Below are 16,640 nucleotides of genomic sequence, written 5' to 3' on the forward strand. Positions count from 1 at the left end.
TTTATTTTTTAATAAAAGCTAGAAATTCATTTTTAGTTTGATCTTCTTTAAACTTACCCGAATAGTATGCTGTTATGGTAGTGCTTGCAGTGTCTTTGATGCCTCTTGAAGATACACATAAATGTGCGGAGTCAATTACGATAGCAATATCTTCTGTTTGTATTGCTTCTTTTAATGCTTCTGCTATTTGTACAGTAAGCCGCTCTTGCACTTGGGGTCTTTTCGAGTAATATTCTACCAATCTATTAATTTTAGAAAGACCAATAACTTTTCCTGCAGAAATATAGGCTACGTGTGCTTTACCAATGATGGGTACAAAGTGATGTTCGCAATATGAATAGAGTGTAATGTCTTTCTCTATGAGCATTTCATTGTACTGATATTTATTTTCGAATAATCGTACTTTTGGTTTATTCGCAGGATTTAAACCGCTGAATATTTCTTTTACATACATTTTTGCAACTCTATTGGGAGTGCCCTTTAAGCTATCGTCTGTTAAGTCTAAGCCAAGTATATGCATGATTTCTTTAAAGTGTTTTTGAATCAACTCAATTTTCAAGTTGTCATCTTGTTCAAAAGCATCTTTTCTAAGGGGTGTTTCAATTGAAGAAGAAACGTGATCATCACCTAATTCGTCCATTATCATTTTTTTATGCCGGGTATTCAACGAAATTTCGTTCTGTTTCATATAATATTACTTTCAAGTCAATTGATGGCTCAATTAACGCGCGTAATGTGATGTATATTTGTTGCGCTATATTTTCGGCAGTAGGATTAAGGTTTTTGAATTCTTCACAATCCAAGTTTAAATTTTTGTGATCGTACCGATTTAAAATATGTTGTTTAATTAAATCACTCAATAATTTTGTATCGTAGACGTAACCTGTAACCGGATCAATATCACCTGTTAATTTAACAATCAATTCGTAATTATGACCGTGATAATTTGGGTTGTTACACTTGCCAAATATTTCATCATTTTTTTCATCACTCCAATTCGGATTAAATAACCGGTGCGCAGCATTGAAATGTTCTTTCCTAAATATAGCCGTTTTCAAAATATAGCAAATTTGAAGTTTATCTGTATTATTCAAAATTACACTTTCAAATACTTGAATCCTTTTCTTTTTGCAGAATTTATATTCGACTTTTTAATAAATATTCCTTCTTTGGCGTGAGAAACATTTTTTTTCGAAATATTATTTCTTATTTGGAACTAGTTAGCTTTAAAATTTTGTTGAGAGGTACTAATTTACTAATTTGCAAAATTAAATTTTGTTTGGAGATGATTAAAGAAGAAATATATCAAAAACTAGATGCGTATAAAGAAAAGGGCTTAACGCTTTTTACGTCCTCTTCTTTTCAAACACATAGCATCGTATTATTACACTTATTAAGTGAATACGATGCATCTATTCCAGTATATTTTTTAAATACAGGATATCATTTTCCTGAAACATTAGCATACAGAGATCAAATTGCAGACTTATATAAGTTAGATGTGCGCGTTATTTCTTCATCTATACCAAGAAATATGCAAAAAGATGCTGAAGGGAGATTGTTGTTTACCTCAGATCCGGATCATTGTTGCTATATCAATAAGGTGCAACCATTAGATGCTGTATTGACAGAATATGACATATGGATTAATGGTGTACGTGCTGATCAAAGTGCCGTTCGTAAAGGGTTTAATATAGAACAAGACGCACCTCACAATACAACACGTTTCCATCCTATGTTGGATTGGGATGTACGCATGATTGAAAAGTATATTAAAGAACATAATATTCCGCGCCACCCCTTAGAGGCAAAAGGATATTTAAGTATTGGATGTGAGCCGTGCACACGTAAATTTGATATTGATTCATACAACCGTCAAGGACGTTGGTTTGGATTGAATAAAACAGAGTGTGGCTTGAATACAGAATTGATTACAAAAAAATAATAATAAGTTTATTTATATGAATGTATTAGTTACAGGTGGTGCGGGATATGTGGGGACAGAGTTGGTACTTAAGTTAGCAGAGAATCCTATTGTATCAAAAGTTATCGTTTATGATAACTTATCTAGAGAGAACTACAACTTATTTATAAACGCTACCAAACAAATCCGAACAGATAAAATTCAGTTTGAGTTCGGTGATTTGTTGGACACCCGAAAAATTAAAAAAGTACTTAAAGATATTGATGTCGTTTATCACTTGGCCGCTCGTGCGTCTACTCCTTTTGCGAATAACGATAGTCATTTGTTTGAACAAGTGAATCACTGGGGTACTGCAGAATTGGTGTATGCAATTGAAGAATTAAAAACGGTTAAAAAGTTAATTTATGTAAGCAGTTGTTCTGTTTATGGCTCGGGAAAAGAAATGATTGATGAAAATACAGTTGTGAATCCTAAGACGATTTATGGTATTTCAAAAATGCGTGGTGAAGAGCATGTAGCGCGCTTGGGATCTAAGATGAATGCGATTATTATTCGTTTAGGAAATATATATGGCTATTCTGCTTCTATGCGTTTTGATGCTGTTATAAATAAATTTATGTTTGAATCGCATTATAAAAATAGAATTTCAATACATGGAAATGGAAGACAAAGTCGTTCATTTATTCATGTTGATAAAGCGGTAGATTCGTTACAAGCAATTTTAACAAAAGATATTCCTTCTGACATTTATAATTTAACTGAACGTAATTTAGAAATATATGATTTGATAGATGAAGTGAAAGATTTATATCCTTCCTTAGAATTTATCTTTATCAATCAACATTTAGAATTACGAGAACAAAAAGTGAATCCAGAAACGAAGTTACTGAAATATATACCCCTGCAACTAACGAATTTCACAGAAGAGTTGGCAGCATTTAAGACAAAATTTACGTTTCAATCTTCTAAATAAGTAAAAAATTATAAGCCCTAAGGGGCTTTTTTTATGGAGTCTATAAAAGATATTCAGTTAGCTGCGATTACTAATGATAAAATCTATTGGAACTGCTCTAGACCAATACAAGAGGAGTGTATGTATTTTTTACTCATTGATCGATTTCATGATGGTAAAGAACGTACTACCACTACTTCTCAAGTAGGATATGGATCAGCAGAAGAATTGCAACGTAGATGCAAGGGTACTCTTAGAGGAATAATAAAACAATTGGAGTATATCTCAGAAATGGGAATGACTTCTATTTGGCTTAATCCTTTTCAACAAAATAACTTTGAATCGTATCACGGTTATGCAATTGAAAATTTTTTAGAGGTAGATAAAGAATGGGGAACTAAAGATGATTTAATAGAATTAGTAACAAAAGCTCATGCATTAAACATGCGTGTATTTTTTGATGTAGTTTTAAATCATACGGGCGACAATTGGTCTTATATAAAAAATCAACCCGTTTATCAAAAAGGGAAAACCTACACAACCAAATCTTGGCGTTATAGCGATAAGCCTATTCCTTCAGAATTAAGAAACTTTAATTGCTACAACCGTAAAGGTAGAATTAAAGATTGGGAAGCAATACCCGAAACATGGGAAGGCGATATTTATGAATTGAAAGATTTGATTCAAGATGCATCCTCACAAGGTGATTCAAACTTAGAAGTAATGGTTGCAATCTATTCTTATTGGTTTGCATTGACAGATTGTGATGGTTTTAGAATTGATGCGGCAAAGCATATACCGCCAAATTGGTTGAATACATTTATTGAAGAAATTAAAAGACTAGCCTTAGGTGTGGGTAAAAAAAATTTTTTCATTTTTGCAGAAATTATTTCGAATCTATCTGTAGTGGAGAAGTATAAGGCGATTGATGGGTATTTAGATTTCGACTTTTACTTTACATCCGTTGATCGTTTACTTCATAAAAATGAAAAACAAATAGGTATCCATCAAACGTCTCTAGATGCAATTCCAATTCGTTTTTTGGATAATCACGATCAAATAGGGCAAAAGATTAAAAGACGAATCGCCTCAAATACCAACAAATCTCAGTTTTTGAATTTATTAAAAGTTTTTTTGATGATGCCAGGTGTTCCGTGTATTTATTATGGAACAGAGCAAGGATTGAAGGGAAAGGGGAAGAATGATAGCGCCATTCGAGAGTGTATGTTTGATCCATTTGGTTCAACGGATGTTTTTAATAAAGAGTCTGTTTTTTATAAAACTATAAAACAGTTTTCAAAATTTCGAGAAGAATGGGGAATGCAATTGGGGATTGTTGAAAGTTGTATCGTGGAGCATTTATATAAAGGCGATTGTATTGCCTTACAAATAAGCAACTTAACTCAATCGAAGCTTGTTTTGTACAATTTAAATTCTGAAAATGAGTTAGTTAACGTTAAACTTGCGCGCCCAATGTCACGTAATAATAAATTAGTTGTATATTTATCTGCCGATTCTAAATGTTTAATTGCAGATTTGAAGGTAGAGGGTGATACGATCACTCGTATACCAATTGCTCCAAACGACTTTATTGTGTTAGATATTGGAATGTTGGCTTAAATGAAAATAAGAATAATAAAATAATAATAGTTTAAATGAAAGAAATAACACTTCATATCAGTACAAAACAAAGATTCGTATTGATATTTGTTATGGCTGTACTTTTTTTTATGTGGGGTCTTCTAACAAATCTAAATTTGTTTTTATACCATCACTTTAAATTCATTTTTGAACTAAATTATTCAGTTGCAACATTTATAAATTTAACTTTTTTCTGCACCTATCTTGTCGTTTCCCTTCAAGCAGGTAGGATGATTAAAAAAATTGGCTACAAAAAAGGCATATTGGTTGGGTGGTTGTTGGCTTGTGCAGGGTGCTTTTTGTTTCTGCTCGCTGTAAGCTATAAACTATATTATGTGTTTTTAGGAGCCTTGTTTTGTATGGCTGCAGGCATTACGATTTTACAAGTGGGTGCTAATTTGTACGTTGTGCTTTTAGGCGGAGTGGAAAAAGCTGCAAGTCGGTTGGTATTTGTTCAAGCCTTTAATTCTCTCGGTGCTGTTGTAGGTCCAATTATATCAATGGCATTATTAGGACACTATATTGATTTGCCGATCGAATACTTAGAAACATTGCCATTGGTTGATAAAGTTTTAATCGAGGCTGCTTACATTAATTATTTGTATTTGTTCTTTGGAATATTAATGGTCTTGTTTGCAATTTTTTTAATGTTAACATATTTACCAGAATTGAATACTCAAAATTTAGAACCACTTAACAAAGTTACTTCCAAACGTCGTCGACATGTATTGCACTTTTCTCAATTACGTTTAGGTGCTTTTGCTATTTTTGCATATGTGGGCGCAGAAGTATCCTTAGCCAATTATTTAGAAGACTTTGCTCCATTAATGGTTAGTACTTATTGGGAACTCGCTATGGTTGGGCGCTTTGTAGGGGCGTTATTATTACTCTATGTACCTACAAATAAAGCCTTAGGTGTTGCAGGGGCAATTTCTACGGCATTGATTTGCGTTGCCATTCTAATGCCAAAAGAGCATATAGAGATGAATTATTACTTGATCATGTCTGTTGGTTTGTTTAACTCTATTATGTTCCCAAGTATATTTACCTTAGGTGTAAATGGATTGGGTAAGTTCTCCTTAGATGGTTCAGCAGTACTGATTATGTTTATTGTTGGCGGAGCAGTATTGCCATTCAATGTCCGTAATTTTGCCTATGCGAATTATGATTTTGCCTTACTTATTGTAATTATTTGTTATTTGTATATATCGGTTTACGGCTTTAAATTATCAAGATATGTGAAACGTAAAGATTTAAGAGATGATGAAATGTTGGCATAACATCAATCTTTGTTTTTAATTAAGCTGAAAAAACTAAAAAGGAGTGTATTGGTTTAATGTAAATCAAAAACTCTTCTATAACTCATAAAAAAAGTCCCAATATAATTGGGACTTTTTTTATATAAGAGTAATGAATGATATTACTTTGATTGTTTCACATTTACTGCGTTAGGGCCTTTGGGTCCCATTTCTACCTCAAATGTTACTTTGTTATTTTCTTTGATAGCGTCAACTAAGCCGTTCACGTGTACAAAAATACTTTCCTGTGTTTCCATATCCTTAATAAAGCCGTATCCTTTTGAATCATTGAAGAATGTTACAATCCCTTTACGAATCAAATCAACTGGCGCCATGTCTGCTAACTTAGGAATTGCAATCTGAATATCTTCTTCTTTGATAACAATTTTCTTAAGTGGATCTGGTGGAGTAGAAGTGATGTTGCCATATTCATCAACATAAGCAAGCATATCTTCAAAACTACTTCCTTCTTTGGCATTTGCTTTGCGATCTTCTTTCTTTTGTTCTTTATCTTGCTTTTTCTTTGCTCTTTTTTTCTCTGCCTCTTTTTTGTTCCAGGTCTCTTGTGATTTACTCATAGTGTGCTAATGCGATTGATTCTAATAGTTTTTAATGGCTTGATATAAAATTGAACTGGTAGAATTTCGCTGCCACTTCTGGATTTATATGATACTTGTGCAATGTACGACAAAATTCATTAGTAAGTAAATCTAATCCTTGATATGTAAGTACATAGGTTAAAATAGAACAAATGAAATAATATTTAATAATTTATAACTGCAACTTTCATTAAAGTTGCAGTTATAAATTATGATTTGAGCTGAAAACAGATCATAAAATCGTCGTCACTTCCATGTTTAATCTCTTTTAATTGAAATCCGGATTGGTCTGCACAATCTGTAAGTAAATCAGAAGATATATAAAGCCATGGAAACCAATCACCAACAGTATTTTTGTAGGTCATTTTATAGGTCATTTCTCCATAGTAAACACCATTGATATCTATTGCGCAAGATCCATCATCTTCTTCAAATAAATATAAGATATCTGCAGATTCTCCAATGATGATTCCATTCGGCTTAAGCAATGATTTACATTTAAGAAATAGAGGTTCTAAGTTCTCTAGTGTACCTGCGATCCCGAACCCATTCATTAAAAAAAGAATGGTGTCAAATTTTTCTGTGTCCTGATATTCGAAAAAATCAACGCATGCAGTATATTTAATTCCTTGTATTTTCATTGCATCAACGCATAATTCTGAGATGTCAATAGCTACTACTTCATGTCCTTGTGCTTGCAGTAATAAGCTATGTGTGCCAGATCCTGCTCCAACATCTAAAATTCTACCCTGTACGTTTTGAAGTGCAAATAATTCTTTTTCGGGCAAGTCATTTTCTTTTCGAAATAGATAGGATACAGGAATTTCTTCATCTTCTGTTAAATTACTTTCAACGGTAATTTTTGCATCGGATTTGTTGGAAAGATATTCTATTACGGCGTTGCCAAAAGGATCTGATGTTGGTTTCATTTTTATAAGAATGTAATTTTTAGCAAATAAATTAAAAAGCAACTTCAAGTGAAGTTGTAATGAAGTAATTGTGATTGCTGCTTTTATGATTTAATTCAAAGATTTGATCTTTGCTTGACAAGGTGCGTGCTTCAATTCTCCATAAAGCATACTTTGTAATAGGTATATCGGTGTTGATCGAATAGCCGATTGTTTGAAATCCATATGCCGTTCCTGTTTGAATGATTACCTGATTTCTATCCTTGTAATATTCCACTCGACCAGCTAGAGTTAATTTTGGTGAAACATTGTATCTCACTTGCAAAAAAGGCGAATACCATACGTTATATGAATCACTGCCTTTACTTTTTTGTTCTGCTCCAATGTCAAACCCTGCAATTAGACCAACAGATTTATTTACTTTATATATGGTATATAAATCATGGAAATAGCGCATTCGTCTCACTGAATCTGGTTTGTCGTTTCCGATAAAAGAACTGCTGTTAATAGTTAATTTTGATGATGGTGTATAGGTGATTTGATGCCCTAAGGCGATGGTATTGTTGCCATCAATTCGTTGTATTCGTTGCCATCCATTTAATATGAGTGCACTGATTAACCATTTTGAATTGTCACTTATGTACGTTCCTTTAATACCAGATTCATAGTAGGGGGAATTGTCTGCAGCAATACTTCGCGTTAGGTTCCAGCAATCTTTACCTATAGCACCTTCTACACCAATATGCGAAGCAAAAATACCCGCATCTATCCAAATATTTTTGGTCTTATGTATTTTTACGCCAGCATTCGCTTCGAAAATATTTTTCAGTACACCCGGCTCTGATGCTAATGTTGCGTTAGCATACGTACCAGTCATGATTGACAAATTTGCGCGTACATTGGTATGTTCAAACGCAGCTTTTATAAAACCGATGTTTAAGTTTACTTCGTTACTTCGATTGAATGCATAGATGAAGGCTGGTCTGTTATGGTCTGCAGGTTTCCCAAAATCATAACAATAATACGTTTCTAAGTATCCGCTAATTTTAAAACTTGGTTTCAATGTGTCTTCTTGAGCGAATGTATGAATGCTCATGAATAGGGAAAGTATATAAATTAGTATTCGTGTTTTTTTTTCGAGATACATATTTATTATAAAATAGAATTAATTAAATCAGAAACTTTTATTTCAATGAACATAAATAGAATTATAAATTATTTATGAAGCTAATTGTAAAAGTTGTTCCAATATTTACTTCACTTTCTATTTCAATTTTCCCTCCCATACTATGTATGTGGTTATACACTAAATACAAGCCAATCCCATTGCTATCTGGGTGATCGTGAAATTTTTTATTGAAGCCAAAAAGTTCATCCTTCATTTCAGATAGATTAAAACCTAAGCCATTGTCTTGAATAATAAGTTGATCTATATTATGCTGTTTTCTTGATGAAATATGGATAGTAGGGGTGTGGTCCTTTCTTGAATATTTTATTGCATTCGTAATTAGATTTAAAAAAATACTTTCTAAATAAATTTTATTGAATTGTATGATTTCTGTTTCCGAAAAGTCTATATGGATTTTTGTATTTGAACTTGTAATGAATGTATCTATCGAAGTTAATACTTCATTTAATGACTGCGTTAAATTTAATTCCGTACATGTATTTTGAATGGATTTGTTAGAATTTAAATTGTCAATATAATTTTCTACCGTATCTTTTAAATGTGTACTGCTTTTTTTTAACATTGAAAAGGATTCTTGCGTTTGCTCGTCATTTATTTTTTCTATGTTAATAAAATCTACGATGCTAATTAGATTATTTATGGGAGAACGGAGGTCATGCGAAATGGTATATGAAAAGTGCTTGAAATTGTTGTTTTCATTTGTGTATTTTATTATCAAAGATTTTTTATTCTCTTCTTCAATTTTTTTGTGGGTAATATTTTTTGCAACGGCATAGACTAATTGCTCTTCATCTGAAGGCATTGACGTCCAAAGTAGCCAAACAATAGAACCTTTTTTTGTTAGATATCTATTTTCGAAATTTAATAAGGGTTTGTTTTGATGTACGTGCAATCTACTTGCAATGGTGGCAATCTTATCTTCAGGGTGAACAAAGTCATTGATGGGTTTTGAATACAACTCCGATTCTGAATATCCCAAATGCTTCGTTACAGCAGGATTTATTTTTTTGAAGAATCCATCATACCCAGCAATGCACATCAAATCCATTGATAAATCAAAGTGCTTGTCTGTATTATAGGACTTGTTTCGGATGTTTTCCATATGCTTTATTGTAACGAGTAGTGGGTAATGTTTTTATCTTTATAAATCAGTGTTATTTTTTTGTTCGATGTGTTTCAATATGATGCTCTAATAGAACCTTTAAGGTTGATAAATAATCTGAAAAAAGTCTTTTATTTAAATCTGGGTGATTTTCAGTTGGTATTGTTATAGGATTCTCATCTAAATAGACGTACAATTCAGGATATTCTTTTTCAATTTTATATGTCAATTGTGTAATTTCTTTTAAAAGATCTAATGACTTTTTCATAATGTTGCTATTAATTAATGGCTGTGTTTAAAGCTATTACTATATATAAAGGTTTTACTTGCTTGAAGACGTATATATTGTTGTGTAAATCCTATAATTGGAGAAAGTAAATGAAAATATACAAATGAAGAAGTATTCATTTGTGGTTATCTGTATGAAATTACAAAAAAGGCTTTAATTATTTCAATTTGAATGTATTATATTCTGTTATTCAATGAACTCTCTTGTAAAACCATAGTTTTTTAGCTTTATTTCGTCTTTAATATTTAATGCATACATATTCTATTTATATTCGTTCTTATTCCATTCAGTACTATTTCTATGATATTAGCCGTTTCAACCGTTCAATTTATAAGCTTAGCGTTAATTTTGATATTATTTTTACTTGGCTTTAAATTTTTAGAAACAAATTGGTCGTATAAAATTAGCAAACCCTATAAATGGGAAGCAGCCGTTAAGGAAGGAATTGTTTCAAAAGAACTGATTAAGATTGAGCGTAATTATAGAGATAAAGTTCGATTTTATAATTTTTGGTTTCAAGTAGATCGATTAAAACGAATGAATGTAAAAGGCGCATTTGCTGAACTTGGAGTATATCAAGGTGAAACGGCAATGATGTTGCATCAAATGGATGAAAAAAGAACACTACACCTTTTTGATACATTTGTAGGGTTTAATGATGCAGATTTGAAACAGGAAAAAAAGATTGACGATCGCTATACAACTACGAATTTTGCAGATACAAACATTGATTCTGTAAAAGGTTTATTTAGCAATGTAAAAAATGTTCATTTTTACCCAGGGTATTTCCCTGATACAACCAAAACATTGACAGAAAAAACGTTTGCACTTGTTCATATAGATGCAGATTTATATTTGCCGACGATAGAAGCCTTGAAATTCTTTTACCCTAAAGTTTCTGCGGGAGGTGTATTAATCATTCATGATTACAATCATACCTGGGAGGGAATCAAACAAGCACTCGATGAGTTTTTACCAACGATTCCAGAATCCTTAATTGAAATAATTGATTGGCAAGGAAGTGTTATGATTATAAAAAACTCAAAATAAAATATTTTTTTTGTCCCGATAAAGATGGGGTTTAATTATGTTTTCAACCATCCAGTAATACTTAAACGGGTTGCATGTGTGGGTAATACTTCATGTTCCAATTCATTACTTTTAAAAAATACCGTCTTTCTATTTGTGGGTTCTATGCGTTGTTCGCTAGAGGGGTGATAGATGCTTAATTCTCCACCATCAGATTGTTTCCAATCTACATTGAGATAGGTGATAATTGAAAAAGCTCTGTTGTTGCTATTTTGAAACTGATCTAAATGTCTTTTATAAAAAGTGCCAGGTTCGTAAAGGGTGTAGTGAAATTCATAGCTTTTTATTCCTGTATAGCATTGTTCATTTAGATACGCGACAAATGTATCGATTCGGTCAAAAAAATCATTCTCGTCTTTATTGTTGTGTGACCGATCCAACCATAAAATAGCATCACCTCTATTTTTTTTATCGTGTAAAACTTGACCTGCACTGCCTGTTCCCGCAGGGCGCATTTTATTTTGATTGTGAAGGCTTATTATATTAGATGCTAAATTTTTAGCTAAGTCTGCAGATAAAAAATTGTTTGCAATCCCTACTTTTGTTTCAAGATAGCTATTAATAAGGTCCTCAAAGGATGATTCCATTGGTACACGTTTAAAGGTAATTAACCTTAGAAGTACACACTTCTAATTGATGAATTAATTACCCAAACCTGTTTTTAACCTTGGGGGTATAATGCGTGGCCGATTTGTCAGATAAACAAATGTAGTATTTTAGTTTGGAATTATAATGTTTGAGTGATGTTGGGATAAGATTTTATTTATAGGTTTAAATAAGGTTATTTAATTTCCACAATTAGCATTATAAAAAGAAACAATCTGTTCTATATCACCTCTTTTGTAAATTTTGTCTTGAATCAGTTTTACCAATGCAGGGCATTTTCTGACAAATACGGGCATGTCATTTTTAAAATTCATTTTGCCATAACGAACTAAATCGCCTATGCCTTTTTGTAATACATATTTTTCATATGTCGTGCTCATCATTATTGGTGAGGCACCGGGAGCTCCACCCATACCAGAGCCTGTAACTGCAGTATTTTTTACATAATATGAAAACAATTTCATTGGACCATCTATTATGAGTTCTAGGAAAATTTTTGTTGATCCATCGGAATAAGATGAAAGGTTGTCATATCTCGATAGCATTCGAACAGGTTGTCCATTGTATTCAAAACGAATTTCCTTGGCATCTTCTGGCTTAAGTTTGCATTTATTGTCTAAGCTGTCAACATATTTAACTCCTCTTTGAAGCATGGTGAAATCAATTCCGGTAAAAGGTACTACAAAGCGTACATGCAACGTGTCTTTTTTAGTTATGATGATACCATCTATTTGCGAAGCTTGAAGAGCATGAACGCTCAAACATAAAATAGTAATAAACAGAATTCTATATTTCATTTTTTAATTGAGTATAATGTGGGGGTTGTTAAAATTTACGTAGTATAAGGTACTGCAATTTTCAAAGTTAAATATAAGAATTCACTAAATCCATAGATTTTAATTTACTAGATAGAGCTACAAAAAATAAGTCCTCTGTTAAAATATAGCAGAGGACTTATTTGTTAATTTATTTTCTAGCAACTAGTGCCTAGAAACTAACAACTATCTTATAATTCGTCGTAAACCATTTTAAGATGTGTTGCAATCATATCTGCAGAGCGACCTTCAATGTGATGACGTTCTACAAAATGAACTAGATTGCCATCTTTAAAAATAGCAATAGCAGGAGAGGATGGAGGGTAAGGAGCAGTATACTCACGCGCTTTACTTACGGCTTCTTTATCTACACCTGCAAATACAGTACCTAGGTTAACAGGTAATATTGCGTTTGCAAGTGATTTTACAACACCTGGTCTAGCTGTGCCAGCAGCACAACCACAAACAGAGTTAATAACAATCATTGCTGTACCTGGCTTCTTCATGAAAGCTTCTACTGCATCTGCGGTTGTTAATTCTGCGAAACCTGCACTTGAAAGCTCCGCTTTCATTGGTGCTACTAATTGATCTGGATACATATATTTAGGCTTAATGCAGAAGGCTTAAGGCCTAATGCTTTTTTCTTTGTTAATTTATTCTTCTTTTCTTATTTAATTATTCAATGAGTGAAATAAGTTTTATAATTAAGGAATCGATAAGCTTTAGGCCTTAAGCCTTCGGCTTAAATTACATGAATCCCAACTCCAATTTCGCTGCTTCGCTCATCATTTCTTGACTCCATGATGGATCGAATGTAATTTCAACCGTTACTTCGTTTACGCCTTCAATCGCTTTGATTTTGGTTTCAACTTCAGCGGGCATAGATTGTGCTGCAGGGCAGTTTGGAGAAGTTAATGTCATCTGAACAAATATATTGTTGACAGGGAAAACACTAACTTCATATATTAAACCCAATTCAAAGATATTAACGGGTATCTCTGGATCGTAAACGGTTTGTATTGCCTCAAGTGCTTTGTTTTTTAATTCTGTTTGATCTATCTCTACTTCGCTCATAATTTAATTCATTTATGCTTGTGTGCTTTGATATGCTAGTGCGTGCATTTTCATTTGTTTTACCATTGATGCCAAGCCGTTAGAGCGTGTCATTGATAAATGTTGTTGCATGCCAATTTTATCAATGAAGTACATATCGCTTTTTGCGATATCTTCTGCCGGTTGATCGCTTAATACTTTTAATAAAAGTGCAACCAATCCTTTTACAATAATTGCGTCACTTTCGCCTTGGTAGTGAACAATGCCATCTTGATAGTTGCTAGTCATCCATACTAAAGACTGACAGCCTTTAATGATATTTTCTTCAATTTTATATTTTGGATCAATTCCTTGAAGTTTCTTTCCTAGGTCAATGATGTAGGCATACTTTTCGTCCCACTCATCAAATAGGTTAAAATCATCAATAATTTGATCTTGAATTTCATTAATTGTTGCCATGTATTATCTAAATAATTTTATTGCCTTGTAAATTGCGGCAATGAATTGATCGATTTCTTCTTTTGTATTATAGAATGCAAAAGAAGCGCGAGAAGTTCCCGTAAGGCCTAATCTTCCCATGAGCGGTTGCGTACAATGATGACCCGTGCGTATTGCAACACCTTCTTTATCTAAAATAATAGCTAAATCTTGATGATGTATATCAGAAAACACAAAAGACTGTACGCTTACTTTATTTTTTGCTGTACCAATTAAACGAATGCCTTCAATGTCTTTTAATTTTGAAACGGCATAGTCAAGCAATTCGTGTTCGTAAGCACGAATTGTAGGTTTGCCAATAGAATGTACATAATCGATTGCTGCTTTGAAAGCAACCACATCCGCAATGTTCGGTGTTCCTGCTTCAAATTTATAGGGTAATTCGTTGTAGGTGCAGCTTTCATAACTTACGTCACTAATCATTTCGCCGCCGCCTTGGTAAGGTGGCATTGCTTCTAACAGTGCACGTTTGCCATACAAGACACCAACACCTGTTGGTCCATATAATTTATGTGCAGAGAATGCATAGAAGTCAGCATTCAAATCTTGCACGTCAATATCTAAGTGCGAAACAGCTTGCGCTCCATCGATCATTGCTACAGCACCTACAGCATGTGCCTTAGCAATTAATTCTTTTACAGGGTTGATGCTTCCAAGTGTATTGGAAACATGTACACACGAAACAAGTTTTGTTTTGGGAGTAATGATGGTATCGAATGCTTCGGTAAGTAATTCGCCGGCATCATTCATGGGCAATATTTTCACAACCGCTTTTGTGCGTTGCGCCAACATATGCCAAGGTACCATGTTGGAGTGGTGTTCCATTGCTGAAAGAACAATTTCATCACCTTCTTTTAAATTCGTTGCACCCCAAGTAGCAGCAACTAAATTAATACCTTCTGTAGTACCGCGTGTGAAAATAATTTCTTCACGTTCATTGGCATTGATAAATGTTTTTACTGCATCGCGCGTTGCTTCAAAACCTGCAGTAGCACGTTCTGCGAGTGTATGTATACCGCGATGTATATTTGCGTTGTCGTTTAAATAATAAGCCGTCAGTGCTTCAACAACTTGTAAGGGCTTTTGGGTAGTAGCAGCATTGTCAAAATATACCAAGGGCTTGCCATTCACTTCTTGATATAAAATAGGAAAGTCTTCTCGGATACGTTCGATGTTTAACGTTCCATCTAAGTTGAATAGGTCGGTGTTTATAGCGTTAGTCATTTGAGAACAAAGTATAGAGTACTGAGTACATAGTACAAAGTACTGGGTGAATGAATTATCTAGTCTCAACTAAACAATTTTAAATAAAATAAAGATTCCATTTTGAATGAAATCTTTATTAAAATATTTTGTACTTAGTACTATGTACTCGAACTCGATACTCAGTACTTATTTCAAACGTGCTTCAATTTCTTGTTCTAAGTACGCACGTAATTCGTCGTGTTTTACTTTTTCCAATACATCAAATGCGATTGCATGCACCAACATTTTTTTAGCAGTATCTTCACCAACGCCACGTGCGCGTAGGTAGAACATTGCTTCAGGATCTAATTGTCCTGTAGTTGCTCCGTGCGAACATTTTACATCATCTGCATAGATTTCTAATTGAGGCTTTGTATTAACGGAAGCATCTTTCGAAAGCAATATGTTTTTATTTGATTGGAAGGCATTGGTTTTCTGCGCGTCTTTACGTACCCAAATTTTACCATTGAATACGCCTGTAGATTTGCCGTCTAAAATACCTTTGTATAACTCGTTGCTATAGCAATTTGGCATTGCGTGATCCACAAGTGTGTGGTTATCGACATGCTGTGAACCTTTTTCAAGGTATAATCCATTTAAATATGCTTCGCAATATTCAGCCGCTAACGTTACGTTTAAGTTGTTACGAACCAAGCCACCATTTAATGTTATAGTTGTTGTATACGAATTGCTTTTACCTTCATGTACAAGTTGAGAATTGTGAACGAAGTTGCTGTTATCAATATCGTTTTGAATTTTGTATTGTTCTAGGTATGCATCTTTTTTTAAGATAGCATGTGTGAAAGCATTGGTAAATGCAGTGTTAGAACCTAAACTACGATTCAATTCAACAACAATTGCATTAGCAGCTTCTTCTACAACAATCAGTACACTTGGTTGTGCAAATACATTTGCATTGCGAACATCCGCTAGATAAAAACAAACAATCGGTTTGTCAACCTGTTGTTTCGCTTTTACATGAATTAGAGTTCCTGTTGTTGCAAATGCTATATTCAAGGCAACCATACTATCGTTGTATGGAAGATTTTTTCCAAAGTACTTCTGTACTAATTCTTGATTGCTTGTTTGAAAGGATTCAATCGTAACTCCTGCAGCATCTATAGTAGATAGGGAAGGAGAGAAGATTCCATTAACAAATATTATTTTATAACAATCAATTGGTAAAGCTGTAAGTGCTTTAAGATCTTCTGCAGAAAAAGTTGCAGCAGATTCAATTGCATATGGTTTTGCAAGGGTAGTCTTCAAGTTGGTGTATTTCCATTCTTCATGCTTCGTGGTAGGGAAGCCTAATTGTTGAAATGCACTTATTGCTTCTTTGCGTGTATCTGCCAATAAAGAAGCAGAGGTCGTTTTTTCAAGCGTATTAAATTGCTGTATCAGCGATTCTTTCAATTCTGTAGTCATGTGTATA

19 protein-coding genes are annotated in these 16,640 nt (G+C 33.3%); 5 read left to right on the forward strand and 14 right to left on the reverse strand.

Annotated elements, in window-relative coordinates; all coding sequences use genetic code 11:
• Window position 1 precedes the first annotated feature (1 nt).
• On the reverse strand, window positions 2-688 hold the full coding sequence (folE, locus tag Q0543_RS12675) for a GTP cyclohydrolase I FolE (protein WP_299253614.1): 687 nt from the start codon (window positions 686-688) through the stop codon (window positions 2-4).
• Window positions 651-1,058, reverse strand: a complete 408-nt coding sequence (locus tag Q0543_RS12680; RefSeq protein WP_299253617.1) for a 6-carboxytetrahydropterin synthase — start codon at window positions 1,056-1,058, stop codon at window positions 651-653. The genes folE and Q0543_RS12680 overlap by 38 nt, the downstream gene beginning before the upstream one ends.
• Before the next feature lie 227 nt (window positions 1,059-1,285).
• Here Q0543_RS12680 and Q0543_RS12685 point away from each other — a divergent pair, with 227 nt between their 5' ends.
• The 4 genes from Q0543_RS12685 to Q0543_RS12700 all read left to right on the forward strand — a co-directional run bounded on the left by Q0543_RS12685 (window position 1,286) and on the right by Q0543_RS12700 (window position 5,797).
• Window positions 1,286-1,945 (forward strand): phosphoadenylyl-sulfate reductase, encoded by a 660-nt coding sequence (locus Q0543_RS12685; protein ID WP_299253620.1) that lies wholly within the window; start codon window positions 1,286-1,288, stop codon window positions 1,943-1,945.
• Between the two features lie 16 nt (window positions 1,946-1,961).
• Entirely contained in the window at window positions 1,962-2,897 is a 936-nt protein-coding gene (locus Q0543_RS12690) for an NAD(P)-dependent oxidoreductase (RefSeq protein WP_299253623.1), read from the forward strand.
• A gap of 33 nt (window positions 2,898-2,930) precedes the next feature.
• A complete protein-coding gene (locus tag Q0543_RS12695) occupies window positions 2,931-4,496 on the forward strand; it encodes an alpha-amylase family glycosyl hydrolase (protein ID WP_299253626.1) in 1,566 nt (521 codons plus the stop codon).
• Between the two features lie 92 nt (window positions 4,497-4,588).
• On the forward strand, window positions 4,589-5,797 hold the full coding sequence (locus Q0543_RS12700) for an MFS transporter (RefSeq protein ID WP_299253705.1): 1,209 nt from the start codon (window positions 4,589-4,591) through the stop codon (window positions 5,795-5,797).
• 140 nt (window positions 5,798-5,937) lie between these two features.
• Here Q0543_RS12700 and Q0543_RS12705 read toward each other — a convergent pair whose 3' ends face one another.
• The 5 genes from Q0543_RS12705 to Q0543_RS12725 all read right to left on the reverse strand — a co-directional run bounded on the left by Q0543_RS12705 (window position 5,938) and on the right by Q0543_RS12725 (window position 9,881).
• Window positions 5,938-6,393 (reverse strand): cold-shock protein, encoded by a 456-nt coding sequence (locus Q0543_RS12705; RefSeq protein ID WP_299253629.1) that lies wholly within the window; start codon window positions 6,391-6,393, stop codon window positions 5,938-5,940.
• Window positions 6,394-6,623: 230 nt separating this feature from the next.
• Window positions 6,624-7,343 carry a class I SAM-dependent methyltransferase gene (locus tag Q0543_RS12710; RefSeq protein WP_299253632.1) on the reverse strand — a complete coding sequence of 240 codons (720 nt, stop codon included), beginning with the start codon at window positions 7,341-7,343 and terminating at the stop codon, window positions 6,624-6,626.
• Window positions 7,344-7,374: 31 nt separating this feature from the next.
• Window positions 7,375-8,418 carry a porin gene (locus Q0543_RS12715; RefSeq protein WP_299253635.1) on the reverse strand — a complete coding sequence of 348 codons (1,044 nt, stop codon included), beginning with the start codon at window positions 8,416-8,418 and terminating at the stop codon, window positions 7,375-7,377.
• 112 nt (window positions 8,419-8,530) lie between these two features.
• Window positions 8,531-9,613 carry a PAS domain-containing sensor histidine kinase gene (locus Q0543_RS12720; RefSeq protein WP_299253638.1) on the reverse strand — a complete coding sequence of 361 codons (1,083 nt, stop codon included), beginning with the start codon at window positions 9,611-9,613 and terminating at the stop codon, window positions 8,531-8,533.
• 52 nt (window positions 9,614-9,665) lie between these two features.
• Window positions 9,666-9,881 (reverse strand): hypothetical protein, encoded by a 216-nt coding sequence (locus tag Q0543_RS12725; protein WP_299253641.1) that lies wholly within the window; start codon window positions 9,879-9,881, stop codon window positions 9,666-9,668.
• Window positions 9,882-10,202: 321 nt separating this feature from the next.
• On the opposite strand from Q0543_RS12725, the gene Q0543_RS12730 reads away from it, so the two are divergent.
• Window positions 10,203-10,952: a TylF/MycF/NovP-related O-methyltransferase gene (locus Q0543_RS12730; protein ID WP_299253644.1), complete on the forward strand. Its 750-nt coding sequence runs from the start codon at window positions 10,203-10,205 to the stop codon at window positions 10,950-10,952.
• 35 nt (window positions 10,953-10,987) lie between these two features.
• On the opposite strand, the gene Q0543_RS12735 is transcribed toward Q0543_RS12730, so the two are convergent.
• The 7 genes from Q0543_RS12735 to sufD form a co-directional block, all read right to left on the reverse strand.
• Window positions 10,988-11,578 (reverse strand): 2OG-Fe(II) oxygenase, encoded by a 591-nt coding sequence (locus tag Q0543_RS12735; protein ID WP_299253647.1) that lies wholly within the window; start codon window positions 11,576-11,578, stop codon window positions 10,988-10,990.
• 198 nt (window positions 11,579-11,776) lie between these two features.
• The gene (locus Q0543_RS12740) at window positions 11,777-12,394 is read right to left on the reverse strand and encodes a hypothetical protein (protein WP_299253649.1); all 618 of its coding nucleotides are present in this window, start codon (window positions 12,392-12,394) and stop codon (window positions 11,777-11,779) included.
• A gap of 209 nt (window positions 12,395-12,603) precedes the next feature.
• A complete protein-coding gene (locus tag Q0543_RS12745) occupies window positions 12,604-13,011 on the reverse strand; it encodes a BrxA/BrxB family bacilliredoxin (RefSeq protein WP_299253651.1) in 408 nt (135 codons plus the stop codon).
• A 148-nt stretch (window positions 13,012-13,159) separates the two neighbouring features.
• The gene (locus tag Q0543_RS12750; RefSeq protein ID WP_299253653.1) at window positions 13,160-13,486 is read right to left on the reverse strand and encodes an SUF system Fe-S cluster assembly protein; all 327 of its coding nucleotides are present in this window, start codon (window positions 13,484-13,486) and stop codon (window positions 13,160-13,162) included.
• A gap of 12 nt (window positions 13,487-13,498) precedes the next feature.
• Window positions 13,499-13,924: a SufE family protein gene (locus tag Q0543_RS12755; RefSeq protein WP_299253656.1), complete on the reverse strand. Its 426-nt coding sequence runs from the start codon at window positions 13,922-13,924 to the stop codon at window positions 13,499-13,501.
• Between the two features lie 3 nt (window positions 13,925-13,927).
• Window positions 13,928-15,187, reverse strand: a complete 1,260-nt coding sequence (locus tag Q0543_RS12760; RefSeq protein WP_299253659.1) for a cysteine desulfurase — start codon at window positions 15,185-15,187, stop codon at window positions 13,928-13,930.
• Between the two features lie 168 nt (window positions 15,188-15,355).
• On the reverse strand, window positions 15,356-16,633 hold the full coding sequence (gene sufD, locus Q0543_RS12765; RefSeq protein ID WP_299253662.1) for a Fe-S cluster assembly protein SufD: 1,278 nt from the start codon (window positions 16,631-16,633) through the stop codon (window positions 15,356-15,358).
• Window positions 16,634-16,640: the final 7 nt, after the last annotated feature.

This window comes from uncultured Cytophaga sp. (assembly GCF_937863595.1).
Taxonomy (GTDB): domain Bacteria; phylum Bacteroidota; class Bacteroidia; order Cytophagales; family Cytophagaceae; genus Cytophaga.